The sequence below is a fragment of the Ideonella paludis genome (assembly GCF_018069865.1).
GTDB classification, from domain to species: domain Bacteria; phylum Pseudomonadota; class Gammaproteobacteria; order Burkholderiales; family Burkholderiaceae_C; genus Ideonella; species Ideonella paludis.
Genome location: NZ_JAGQDG010000001.1, coordinates 49,132 through 61,492 on the forward strand (window position 1 = coordinate 49,132; position 12,361 = coordinate 61,492).

10 protein-coding genes are annotated in these 12,361 nt (G+C 63.1%); 3 read left to right on the forward strand and 7 right to left on the reverse strand.

All coding sequences use genetic code 11. The annotated features are described in order from the left end of the window. The first annotated feature begins 88 nt into the window (after window positions 1–88). Both KAK11_RS00205 and KAK11_RS00210 read left to right on the forward strand, forming a co-directional pair. Complete coding sequence (locus KAK11_RS00205) at window positions 89–1,189, forward strand: glycoside hydrolase family 5 protein (RefSeq protein ID WP_210804974.1); 1,101 nt, start codon at window positions 89–91, stop codon at window positions 1,187–1,189. Between the two features lie 136 nt (window positions 1,190–1,325). After that, window positions 1,326–1,628: a PEP-CTERM sorting domain-containing protein gene (locus KAK11_RS00210; protein ID WP_210804976.1), complete on the forward strand. Its 303-nt coding sequence runs from the start codon at window positions 1,326–1,328 to the stop codon at window positions 1,626–1,628. Between the two features lie 44 nt (window positions 1,629–1,672). Here the strand turns inward: KAK11_RS00210 and ahpF are convergent, their stop codons facing one another. Together ahpF and ahpC are read right to left on the reverse strand one after the other, a co-directional pair. Continuing rightward, the gene (ahpF, locus tag KAK11_RS00215) at window positions 1,673–3,229 is read right to left on the reverse strand and encodes an alkyl hydroperoxide reductase subunit F (protein ID WP_210804978.1); all 1,557 of its coding nucleotides are present in this window, start codon (window positions 3,227–3,229) and stop codon (window positions 1,673–1,675) included. A gap of 169 nt (window positions 3,230–3,398) precedes the next feature. Continuing rightward, complete coding sequence (ahpC, locus tag KAK11_RS00220) at window positions 3,399–3,962, reverse strand: alkyl hydroperoxide reductase subunit C (RefSeq protein ID WP_210804980.1); 564 nt, start codon at window positions 3,960–3,962, stop codon at window positions 3,399–3,401. A 347-nt stretch (window positions 3,963–4,309) separates the two neighbouring features. Here ahpC and KAK11_RS00225 point away from each other — a divergent pair, with 347 nt between their 5' ends. Continuing rightward, on the forward strand, window positions 4,310–5,020 hold the full coding sequence (locus KAK11_RS00225; protein WP_210804982.1) for a helix-turn-helix transcriptional regulator: 711 nt from the start codon (window positions 4,310–4,312) through the stop codon (window positions 5,018–5,020). Here the strand turns inward: KAK11_RS00225 and KAK11_RS00230 are convergent. From KAK11_RS00230 to KAK11_RS00250, 5 genes are all read right to left on the reverse strand, one after another. Next, window positions 5,014–6,408 (reverse strand): undecaprenyl-phosphate glucose phosphotransferase, encoded by a 1,395-nt coding sequence (locus KAK11_RS00230; protein WP_210804984.1) that lies wholly within the window; start codon window positions 6,406–6,408, stop codon window positions 5,014–5,016. The genes KAK11_RS00225 and KAK11_RS00230 overlap by 7 nt on opposite strands. 184 nt (window positions 6,409–6,592) lie before the next feature. Next, entirely contained in the window at window positions 6,593–8,044 is a 1,452-nt protein-coding gene (locus tag KAK11_RS00235; protein WP_246498177.1) for a mannose-1-phosphate guanylyltransferase/mannose-6-phosphate isomerase, read from the reverse strand. Window positions 8,045–8,168: 124 nt separating this feature from the next. Further along, the gene (locus KAK11_RS00240) at window positions 8,169–8,972 is read right to left on the reverse strand and encodes a sulfotransferase family protein (protein WP_210804986.1); all 804 of its coding nucleotides are present in this window, start codon (window positions 8,970–8,972) and stop codon (window positions 8,169–8,171) included. An 88-nt stretch (window positions 8,973–9,060) separates the two neighbouring features. Then, entirely contained in the window at window positions 9,061–11,322 is a 2,262-nt protein-coding gene (locus KAK11_RS00245) for a glycosyltransferase (RefSeq protein ID WP_210804988.1), read from the reverse strand. A gap of 8 nt (window positions 11,323–11,330) precedes the next feature. Beyond that, entirely contained in the window at window positions 11,331–12,065 is a 735-nt protein-coding gene (locus tag KAK11_RS00250) for a hypothetical protein (protein WP_210804990.1), read from the reverse strand. Window positions 12,066–12,361: the final 296 nt, after the last annotated feature.

The following is a 12,361-nucleotide window of genomic DNA, read 5'->3' on the forward strand; positions in this document are numbered from 1 at the left end:
TGTGGGGGTCAAAATAGATCGTTAATGTGTAGCGAATTGTACGCAGGGGCGCTTCACCATGGCCCATTCATTCAGGGATACCGCAGATATGACGCTCCGACGCACGCAGCCAGCCCACAGCGCTGTCTTGAAGTTCACGCTGGCGGGCGTTTTGACGGTCGCGTGGGCCGCCGTTTTGGGGGCCACATCGGCGGCCCAGGCCGCACCACCGGGGCCGGAGTGCGCCAATGTCTCGGCCCAGACCTGTGCCTTGGCGGCGCGCCTGGGGCGCGGGGTGAATTTGGGCGACATCTATGACCCGCCGCAAGAAGGCGACTGGGGCCAGAAGATGCAGCCGGAGTTCATTGACCTGGCGACCAAGCATTTCAAGACGGTGCGGCTGCCGGTGCGCTGGAGCAACCATGCCTCGCTGGACGCCGCAGCCACCTTGGACGAAGGCTTTGCGCGGCGCGTGGACGCCAGCATTGAGGCCTTGCTGGCCCGGGGCGTGGTGGTGATCGTGAATGTGCACCACTACAACCAACTGCACGGCAGTGCGCTGCACCGGGGTGAAAGCGAAGTGGCCCCTGAGGTGGTGGAGGCGCGCTTTCTCAACATCTGGCGGCAGTTGGCCGAGCGCTACAAGAACAAGCCGGACCGGCTGATCTTTGAGTTATTGAACGAGCCCCACGACAAGCTGGACGGTGAGCCCTGGAATGTACTGCTGCGCAAGGCCTTGGCGGTGGTGCGCAGCAGCAACCCCAACCGCACGGTGATGATTGGCCCGAGCTCCTGGGGCCACCCCAAGGATTTGCCACGGCTGCGGCTGCCCGCCGACAAACATCTGATCGTGAGTTTTCACACCTACGACCCCTTTGCCTTCACCCACCAGGGCGCAGAGTGGCTGCCCGCCAAGTTTCCGGCCGGCCAGCCCTGCTGCGACGCGACCCAACACGCCCAGGCCGTGGCGCCCATTGAGGCGGCTTATCAGTGGAGCGTGAAGGCGGGTGTGCCGGTGCACTTGGGCGAGTTCGGCACCCTGAACCGCGCGCCCATGGAGGCGCGTGCGGCCTGGGCCCGCATCATGCGGGACGCAGCCGAGCGACGCGGCATCGGCTGGACTTACTGGGGCTTGGTGGGCGGCTTTGGCCTGTGGGATGCGCCGCGCCGCCAGTGGCATGAGCCGCTGCGGGCCGCCTTGTTGGACTAGGCTTGCTCTCCGGATTGCGAGATGCTGCGCATTGGGCGAGGCTCCCCACACTGAATTTGTGACTAAAGTAACAGAGGCAGCGCCTGCGCAGAGCCCAAGGGCGTTTGTTGCCAGGGGGCGGTTCTAAACTGGCCTCATGCGATCTCTGCTGACCTCCACCGCCACCGCCTTGCTGCTTGCCCTGCCGGCCAGCACCTGGGCCGTGCAGGCTCGTGCGGACGTCAACCCAGCGCCCAGCGCGGCCGCTTCAGCGCCCGCAGCCCCCAAGGCCGCCGACAGCTTTGCCGTCTTGAGCGCCCCCAGCGCCCAGCAAGAAGCCGCCAGCGCCGCCCGCTTGGCCGAGCCGCCCCCGCTGCCGACACCCGAGCCCAAGACACTGGCCATGATGCTGGCCGGTTTGGCCGCGTTGGGCTTGGCGGCCAGCCGCCGCCGCGGCTGACAGGCCCTCTTTGCAGCGGCTGAGTGGCCGCTGCCGCCCCAACATTAGCTGCGGATCAGGTGGTCGAAGGCGCTGAGTGCCGCCTTGGCCCCCTCGCCTGACGCGATGATGATCTGCTTGTAAGGCACGGTCGTCACATCGCCCGCCGCAAAAATGCCCGGCACATTGGTGTGGCACTTGGCGTCGATGACGATCTCGCCAAAGCGGCTGAGCTCGACCACGCCTTTCAAGAACTCGGTATTGGGCACCAGGCCGATCTGCACAAACACACCGGCCAACTCAAGGTGGTGCTCTGCTTGGGTGGCACGGTCTTTGTAGCGCAGGCCGTTGACCTTTTGGCCGTCGCCGGTGATCTCGGTGGTCTGGGCGTTGGTGTGGATCTCCACGTTCGGCAGGCTCTTGAGCTTGTTGACCAACACGGCATCGGCCTTGAGTTGCTCCGCAAACTCAATGACGGTGACGTGCTGCACCACGCCGGCCAGGTCAATGGCCGCCTCAACGCCAGAGTTACCCCCGCCAATGACGGCCACCTTCTTGCCCTTGAAGAGCGGGCCGTCGCAATGCGGGCAATAGGCCACGCCCTTGGTCTTGTACTCCTGCTCGCCAGGCACATTGACATTGCGCCAACGCGCCCCGGTGGTCAGGATGACCGTCTTGCTCTTCAACTCGGCCCCATTGGCCAGCTTGACCGTGGCCAGGCCGCCCGCCTCAGCAGCGGGCAGCAGCGCGTCGACCTTCTGGCCACCCATCAGGTCCACCTCGTAGGCGCGCATATGGGCTTCCAGCGCGGCGGCGAACTTGGGCCCTTCAGTCTCTTTGACGGAGATGAAGTTCTCGATGCCCAGGGTGTCCAGGGTTTGGCCGCCAATGCGCTCGGCCACCACACCCGTGCGGATGCCTTTGCGCGCGGCGTACACCGCAGCCGCAGCGCCTGCCGGGCCACCGCCGACGATCAGCACGTCATAAGGGGCTTTGTCGGCCAGGCGTGCAGCGTCGCGCGCGGCAGCGCCGGTGTCTACCTTGGCCAAGATGTCGCTGAGTTCCATGCGGCCCGAGCCAAAGGTGGCGTCGTTCAGGAACACCGCGGGCACGGCCATGATCTGGCGCTCTTCGACCTCGGCTTGGAACAGGCCGCCATCGATGGCGACATGGCTGATGCGGGGGTTGAGGATGGCCATCAGGTTGAGCGCCTGCACCACGTCCGGGCAGTTGTGGCAGGTCAGGCTCATCCAGGTGGTGAAGTGCAGGTCGGCGTCCAGCGCTTTGATCTGCTCAATCACCTCGGGCTCGAACTTCGGCGGATGACCGCCGGCCCACAGCAGCGCCAGCAGCAGCGAGGTGAACTCGTGCCCCATCGGCAGGGCCGCAAAGTGCACGCCCATGTGGTGGCCCACGCGGGTGATCTGAAATGAGGGCTTGCGGGCAAAGTTGCCGTCGAAGCGGGCGCTGATCTTGGCCGGCGCAATCGCGGCGATCTCGGTGACCAGCTCGCGGATGTCGGCAGCGCCTTGAGAACCATCGAGGCTGGCAATCAGCTCAATGGGCTGGGTGATGCGCTCGAAATAAGAGGCCAGTTGGCCTTTGGTGTTGTCGTCCAGCATGGTGGCGGTCCTTGTGCGGTGTGTTCAGGCGAGGTCTGTCTGGCCTCGTTGAAAGCACCCTTGGGGCTGGCCGCTGGGCGCTTTCAACGAGGCCTGATCGGGTGATCGGGCCGGGAGAAAGAAGCGACCTTGTGGGCCGCTTCTTGGGCTAACAACACAGATCGTGAAATTAGATCTTGCCGACCAGGTCGATCGAAGGAGCCAAGGTCTTGGCGCCTTCCTTCCACTTGGCGGGGCACACTTGGCCGGGGTTGGCGGCGGTGTATTGAGCAGCCTTCAGCTTGCGCAGGGTCTCCGACACGTCGCGGGCGATTTCGTTGGAGTGCACTTCCATGGTCTTGATCACGCCATCGGGGTTGACCACGAAGGTGCCGCGCAGGGCCAGGCCTTCTTCAGGGATGTGCACGCCGAAGGCGTTGGTCAGCGCGTGGGTAGGGTCGCCCACCAGCGGGAACTTGGCCTTGCCCACGGCAGGGGAAGTCTCGTGCCACACCTTGTGCGAGAAGTGGGTGTCGGTGGTGACGATGTAGACCTCAGCGCCCGCAGCTTGGAAAGCGGCGTAGTTGTCCGCAGCGTCTTCGATCTCGGTGGGGCAGTTGAAGGTGAAGGCGGCCGGCATGAAGATCAGCACGGACCACTTGCCCTTGAGGCTGGCGTCGCTGACTTCGATGAACTTGCCATTGTGGAAGGCTTGGGCCTTGAAGGGCTGGACTTGGGTGTTGATCAGAGACATGTGAAAGCGTCCTTGGTTGTGGTCAGTGAATAAAGCGCTAGGCATGCATCCGTAGATGCAATGCTTGCTATGTTAGTGGGCTCGGTGCATATTCAGGATTGATTGATCGAATCGCGCGTATTGGATTTGCCTATGACGCTGCCCCACAAAAGAAAACTTAGATCAATGTCCTTTTTGGCCCGGCTTTACCGTCTCCATACTGGGGCTTGCCTTGCGCGCACCCTGTGCTGGGCGTCTGAGTGGCCGATAAGCAGGAAGGCCACGACATCAGACACCCTGAGTTTCGTTGCATTAAGATACATTTAGGTGTGAAGGGCTCTCAAGGCTGTCACACCGCAGTACAAGCCATGAAAACAGATCCATCTGCCCAGGGAATACCGCTGTTCGAATCGACCGTCGAGGTCATCAACTATGTGGGGCCAGAGCGCCGAAGCCGCGGCAATGGCCTGTGGCAGCTGTTGGCGGCGGTCTTGGACGAGGTGGATTACGGCTTGATGTTGGTCGCCGATGGGGGCCGCGTGCTGCATGCGAACCACTTCGCCCGCCAGATGTTGGAGGACGGGCACTGGCTGGAAATCCGTGCCGGCAAGCTCAGAGCCCCCAACCCCAAGTGCCAAACTCAGTTGCTGGACGCCATCTCGGGGGCCCAGCACAAGGACGCCCGCACCATGATCAACGTGGCCCTGGAGGGCAAGGCCGCCGTGGGCTTGAGCGTGGTGCCCTTGCCGATTGCGGTCGCCCCGGATGTCCACACCCAGCGGCCGGTGCTGATCACGCTGCAGCGCTCGCAATTGGTCGAGGCCCTGTCCGTGGGCGCCTTTGCTCGGGCGCACGGCCTGTCGCGCCGTGAGGAAGAGGTGCTGGGTTGCCTGTGCGCCGGCATGAAGCCCAGCGCGATTGCCCAAAAGCTGCAGATCAGCGAGGGCACCATTCGCACCCATGTGCACAACCTCAAGGTCAAGGCGCATTGCAACAGCATGGTGGAGCTGGTCAAGCGCGTGGCGGTGCTGCCACCGATCATGACCGCGCTGAAGGCCGGCCCTCTGGCGCCTCAGTAAGCGCTGCGGTCAAAGAACATCATCCGCGCCGTGCGGGCGATGATCAGCAAGTCCAGTCCCAGCGACCAGTTGCGCAGGTACTCCAGGTCAAACTCAACCCGGCGGGCCATTTTGTCCACGGTGTCGGTCTCGCCACGCAAGCCATTGACCTGTGCCCAGCCCGTGATGCCGGGCTTGACCTTGTGCCGCGCCATATAGGCGCGGACGATTTTGCGGTATTGCTCGTTGTGGGCCACCGCGTGCGGGCGCGGCCCGACGATGCTCATGCGGCCCTGCAGCACATTCACGAACTGGGGCAACTCATCGAGCGAGGTCTTGCGGATGAAGGCACCGAACTTGGTGATGCGCGGGTCGTCCCGGGTGGCTTGCTTGACCACCGCCCCGTTGTCCATGCTGAGCATGGAGCGGAACTTGTAGACCTCGATGACCTCGCCGTCCAGGCCGGTGCGGCGCTGCTTGAAAAGAATGGGGCCGGGTGAGCTGAACTTGACACCCAAAGCCACGGCCAGCAGGACCGGCGAAATCAACACCAAAATGAGCGAGGCCAGAACCAAATCGCTGGCCCGCTTGAGCAAACCATTGATGCCGCTGAAGGGCGTGAGGTGCAAGCCCACCACCGGCAGGCCCCCCATGTCTTCCAGACGCCCTTGAATGACCGTGACGCCGAACACGTCGGGCACGTAGTACAGCGAAGCCGTGGTGTTTTGCAGCATCTGCATCAGGTTCAAGATGCGGGGCTGAGAGGTCAGCGGCAAGGTCACAAACACATCTTTGATGCCGTGCCTGTCAATGTAGTCGGGCAGCTCTTTGAGGGGCCCACGCAACTCCACATCCTCGGGCACATTCAGGCGCTCGGGAGTGCGGTCGTCAAAGATGCAGAGCAGGTCGTAGCTGAGGTCGGGGCGTTCGCGCATCGCACGCGCCAGCCGCAAGGCAATCGGCCCCGCCCCCACGATCACCACCGGTCTGCGCGCCTGAGGTGAGGCGCTGTGCCAGACCACGATTTGGTGCCCCACCCACACGGCCGAGGCTTGCAGGATGGGCGTGGCCAGCACCCAATAGAGCAGCAAGCGCCGGTCCATCATGTCCAGCCCGCCGGTCACATAGCCCACCACGCCAAGGATCGCCACGCAGCGCGCCCAGTTCAGCGAGATGTCGATCAGCACGCCCACGCCGCGGCGGTTGAAGCGATTGACCCCCGGAAACAGCAGCACCAAGGTCAGCAGCATCATGGCCATGGCCACGCCGCTGACCGACACCGCGCAGATGCGGTGCAGAGCGGCCAAGCACAGCACGGCGATCAACGGCTCCATCACGGCGGCAATGGCGGAGGCGATGGTCGGTGGTGCGCTGAGGAACTGCTTGCGAACGTCTCTGTCTTCAAACATGGGCCGGCAAACATGCACGCCAGCGCCTCGAAAGGCCTGCGTCGTGCATGCACATGGATGTGCAGCCCATTTTGGGGGACACCCGAGGCATCTGGCCACGCCAGGGTGATTTCAAGTGCGCTGCAATGCACGCAGACGAAAAAAAACGACATCCGAGAGGATGTCGTTCTGGTGTGAACAGGCCCTAGTTGCCCGTGCGCCCGTAGGTGTCTTCAAAACGAACGATGTCGTCTTCGCCCAAATAGCTGCCGGACTGAACCTCGATGATCTCCAAATCCACCCGGCCCGGGTTGGCCAAGCGGTGCACCTCGCCCAAGGGGATGTAGGTGCTTTGGTTCTCGGTCAGGAGGATCTTGCGCTCGCCACAGGTGACTTCAGCGGTGCCCGTCACCACAATCCAGTGCTCGGCACGATGGTGGTGCATTTGCAGGCTGAGCGAGGCCCCCGGCTTGACCATGATGCGCTTGACTTGGAAGCGCGGGCCCATGTCGATGCTGTCGTACCAGCCCCAAGGGCGATGCACCTTGCGGTGCAGCGCGTGCTCAATACGGCCACGCTCGCCCAGCTTGGCAACGATCTTCTTGACTTCTTGGCTGCGGCTGCGGTCGGTCACCAGCACGGCGTCTGGGGTCTCAACCACGATCACGTCTTGCAAGCCCACCACGCCCACCAAGCGGCTGGTGGCGTGTACCAAGGTGTTGTCGGAGTCGACCATCATGACGTCGCCGTGAGCGGCATTGCCGCGGGCATCACGCTCAGACGCCATCCAGACCGCATCCCAAGCGCCCAAGTCATTCCAGGCGGCATTCAGCGGCACCATGCGGATGTCAAAAGCGCTGCCGGGGCAACGCTCCAACACGGCATAGTCCACAGACTCAGAAGGCACATGCTCGAACTCGGCACGCGAGGGGCGAATGAAGCGCTCGTTCTCCTTGCGCGCTTCCCATGAGGCCCGTGTGGCCTTGAGGATGTCCGGGCGGAAGGCTTCCAGGGCGGCCAGCCACACCGAGGCCTTGACGACAAACATGCCGCTGTTCCAGGTGTAGTGACCCTCGGCCAAATAGCGCGCGGCGGTGGCGGCATCGGGCTTTTCGACGAACTGCGCCACGCTGGCAACGCCGCCTTCCTTGGCGTTGGAGCGGATGTAGCCGTAACCGGTCTCGGGGCGATCAGGGGTGACGCCCAAGATCACAAAAGCGCCCGTGGCGGCGGTGCGCACGGCCAGTTGCAGGGCTTCGGTGAAGGCGTCTTCATCGCCAATGGTTTGGTCCGAGGGCGAGACCACCAAGACCGGGTCGGCATGGCCCGCCGACGCTTGCAGCGCGGCCAGCGTCATCGCCGGCGCCGTGTTGCGCGCCGAGGGCTCCAGCATGATCAGGGGGTCAACGTCGATCTCCAGCAATTGCTCACGCACCATGAAGCGGTGCTCCGCATTGCCCACGATGACCGGCTGCGAAACGGCAATGTCGTCCGCCTCCAAGCCCATCAGCCGCTCGACGGCCTGTTGGAACAGCGTGGCTTCACCCGACAAGGCCAAAAACTGCTTGGGGAAACCTGCACGCGACAGCGGCCACAGACGGGTGCCGCTCCCCCCGGCCATGATGACGGGGCAAATGGAGATAGGAGTCTTGGACATGGGGTGTCTTCTAAAGGTAGGACCACGCCATTGTGGCAATGATTGGATGCCAAAGGCGCTGTCGACCTAGGGAAGGCTACGCTTCAGCCCTCGGGGTGTTGAGCCACGGACGGGCTCAAGGCATTCATTCGGACTGCAAATCAGCGATCTCGTCGAAGTTGGTGATCAAAGAGGAGAGCGGTTCATCAATGACCTTGCGCAGTTCGGGCTCACGGTCAAAGGAGTCTTCAAGCCCCAAGAAGCGCGCGACGGCCTCACACACTTCGGCACGGAAATGGCCCGCCTCATCAAAGACGGCCTCGTAGTCGAGGGACAAACGCTGCTGCTCGTCCAAGCCCGTGTCGATCAAATCCGTGGCGCGGCGACGCTTTTTCATGGCGGCCATCAACTGCGCTTTGTCGATAGCGACCCGCCGCTTTTCGGGCAGCGCTTGGTCTTGGCCCACCCGGTGGTGATAACGCCCGGTACTGACCGCCACCAGGTTTGAGACCACCGAGAAGAAATGCTGGCGGCGCAGATGGATCACCTTGACCTTGCTGCGCTTGATGGTGCGCAGCAGCGGCGGGTTGGTGAAGGGCATCTGCCAGGCTTCGGGCAGCAAGGTGAGGTGCTCGTACTTGATGTCGAGCAGGGCAATGGCCTGGGGCTCTTTGGGCAGCAGGGACACCAAATAGGCCTGGAAGACCTCGGGGCTGCGCTCGGGGAAGATGAGATCCGGGTTCAGCGCCACTTGCTCGCGCAAGAACTTGAAGTAGCCCAGCGGATTGTTGGAGTTGAAGATCTCGCCACGGTCGCGGATCAAGGGGTGAGACGCCATCATGCGCCTGAAGACGGTCGTGCCGGAACGCACACCCCCCATGAAGAAAACAACGCGTGAGAGCTGTTCTTCAGTCAGACGGGCCAAACCACTGTTGTTCTTCTCGGTCATGTTCACAAAGTCTCCAAAACACTGGGCAAGCCGCAGCCACCCAACACGGGCTGCGGCCATGCATTGTCGGGCCAAGCAGGGCGCATCGTCACCCCAAGGCCTTGCGCACAGACACGGCACGCCACACATTGGCCCATCCCGCATCATTGCCGTATCGCACCGACACCTCATCGCCAACCGCCTGCTTGATCTGGTCGAGCTTTTGGGGGAGCTCCACCAAGAACTCAATCAGTTGCATCAGCGACAGCGGTGCGCCGTCGCCGGCGGCGCGATGGGTGTCGATCACGGGCACCTGGCAGCGCAAATAGCTTTCGCGCAGCGTTTCAAACTCATACGCATTGCCGGAGAGGTCAATCACGCAGGCCGGCATGGGCCTGAAGGTGCTGAGCCGGCCCATCAATGCGCCCAGGCTGACATGCTTGACCTCGCCGTCGCGGCCCGTGGCCTGGGGCTTGGGCGTGATGACCACGCCGGGCTGCAAGGCATCTTGCAGCAGGGCAAAGCGGTTGAGCAGCTCTTGGGCCAAGGGGTACTGGTCGTCACGCGCCAAGAAATGCACCACCGGGGCTTCGACGCCCAGGTGCAGGCGGTTGGGCTTCCAGCGCCAAGAAGGCACGAGCAAATGGCGCACCTGCGGGCTGAGCAAGCTCGGCAGCGGCGCGTCCGGGTGCGACTCAATCCAGGTGGTCTCTTGGCACTTCTCGGTGAGTGCCTGGATGGCCTGGGCGGAGGGCGGCGAACCCAACTGCCGCAACACGTCCATGCGCAAAAACAAGGGGGTGCGCAGGGCTTCGTCCTTGAGATTGGCCAATTCAGGGCAGAAGCGCATCACCCACAAAATGGGCCGGGCGCTGCGCGCCAGCAACTCAGGCAGAGACACCACCATGTGGCTGAGGCCCAAGGAGCGGCCAGGAGGCGGGCTGACATGCGGAGCAACCGCCAGCTTGCAATCCACGGCCAAGCCATTGAAGGCTTCGAACAAGGTGGTCTGATGCGGCGGCAGGAGTTGGTCGACGTACAGCACCACCTGGGCCTGCTGCATCAGCAGGTTGATGGTTTGGTAGATCTGCTCGCGATAGGCTGACTCGGGGTCAAAAAAAGCATGATCCACCGTGACCACCACCGTGGGCCTGCGGTGGATGCGGGCAATGGTGGCATCCAAGGCCGCTTGCACCTGGTGTTGCATGCGGGTATGGGTGGCATGGGTGGCCGCGGTCAAGGCCGTCAGCAGCTCAGGGCGCTGCGCGATCTCACAGCAGACTTCGGCCACCTCTTCCATGGTCTGACACTGATGCCAGGCATGCTCGACGGGAATCCCCTCTAGCGCATGGCCCATGGCAACAATAGGCACGCCCGCCGCAAAGGCTTCCACCGCCTTGATCTTCAAGCCGGTGCTGAACGCCAAGGGAATAACGACAAGATCGACATCCCGGTAGAAGGCGTCCACCGTGGCCACCGGGCCGGCCAAGTCGACACCATCGATGTTGGCCAACTCGCCCAGCCGGGCGCACATGGAGCCGACATAGCGGATCAGGACTTTGGCGCCACGCGCTTCAAAAATAGGCAGCGCCGCCTCGACAAAGGCGCGCGCATTTTGGACGTTGATGACGTTTCCCGACCCGAGCATGCCAATGACCAGAACGCCTTCGTCGTCGAAGCGGCGAATGCGCGAGACGGGCGCGCTGGGCTCGGCATGCGGCATGGTGATGCAGGGCACATTGGCCATGCTGCGGTAGATGACGGCCTCTTCGTCCTTGATGGCCCACACCAACTGCGCACGTTGCACGGCAATGCTTTCTTGCTCGCGCGTGGTGTAGAAGAACTCGGGCTTCAGGCCGTGTTGCTCCAGCAACTGCCGCCGCCCGGTGAACAGGTCGTGGGTGTCCAAGATGCGCAGCACATTGGGCGGCGCCAGCTCCAGCGCCTTGCTCATGAAGGCGTAGTTGACGATGAAGGCGTCGAAGTGCTGGCGCTTGAACAGCCACTTCAGGGTGGTTGCAATGCTCTCGTCCCACCACTCGTCGATGGTGTAGTCCTGCCCGGCCGGTGGGTTGTAGGTGTGGCGCGAGGTGGGCACGATATGAAAACTGTCCCAGGCGGCCGTCATCTCCCCCACCAGGTCGTGTGGCAAAAACTCGAACCACCATTCCTGCGGGTAATACACAAAGTGAACCCGAGCGCCACGCGCCTGCAACTCCTTGCAGATGGCGTAGATGCGTTTGCGGTTGCCTTGGTCGGGCGGGTGGGTGGGCGTGGGGGACAGCACCAAGATGTCCGCGCCATCCATGCGCACACCACCCGCTACCGGCGGCTGGGCCAATACCTCCCCCAGGATTTGATCGCCGTGCATGTGCGAACTCACTGGCCCGCAACCGCGCTCACGGCCTTGGCGCTCGCGTTGGCCAAAGGCGCTTGCGCCAGGGCCTGCAAACGCTGCATTTCAGCGGGAGTGGCCCGTTGTGCGGTCAGGCGCAGCACCGGCACGCCCAATTGGCGCGGCACTTTGCCCTCGGGCACCGGCGGGGTGTGCAAGGCGGCCACCGTGAAGCGCAAGGTGGTCAAGCCCACGGAGTCGCGCGCCGGCAACACCCCAGAGAGCATCAAGACCCGCTGGCCCACTTCAGTGATCAGGTCCACCTCGAGACCGTCGCTGGCGCAGCGCAACTGCGCGGCGCGCTCTCGGCCCCAGAGGGGAATGTGCAAGGTGAACACGGCCTCCTGGCTGCGATCCAACTGCAACTCAAACTGGAAATGAGGCGTGGGGCCGCTCCAACGGAAGGCCGTGCCTTTGCCGTCCTTTTCCACGACATGCAAACCGGCCGTAGGCGGCAGCGGTGCCGTGGCGTCGATGGTGACGCTCTGGCGCAGCTCATACTCGGCCTTGGCGGCGGGCAGCAGAATGTCACGGGCGCGCTGAACGGTGCGAATGACCTCCAGGTCGCGCGTCAGTTGCACCACGCGATCCCGCAATTCGTCGGTCTCGATGCGCTGAATGGCCAGCTCCGTGGCCAGCGCATCCAAGACGTTTTGGTCTCCGAGTTGCTCCCGAATCTCGCGGGTCAAGGACTGAATTCGTTGTGCTTTGCTGTCCATGTGGGGGTATCCCAAGGCTCAAACTGCGGAACCGGCCCTGACTAAGGCCGGCGGTGATGGAGGAGCACCAGGGGAAACCCCTGGTCACGACGCCTCATTTTGGTGCAGCGTGAAAGATGCCACACCTCAGATTGAATTTTTATAAATAGTAACAAGAAAGCAGACCACCCTGCAGCCCCTAGTGCGAAGTCAGGCGACCTTCACCCATAGACATGCCAAGCCCCCAAGATGGTGGCAGACTCCCCCCGGCCTGTAACACTCTCTTCTTTTTGCCCGCTTCGATGCCACCCCTTCCC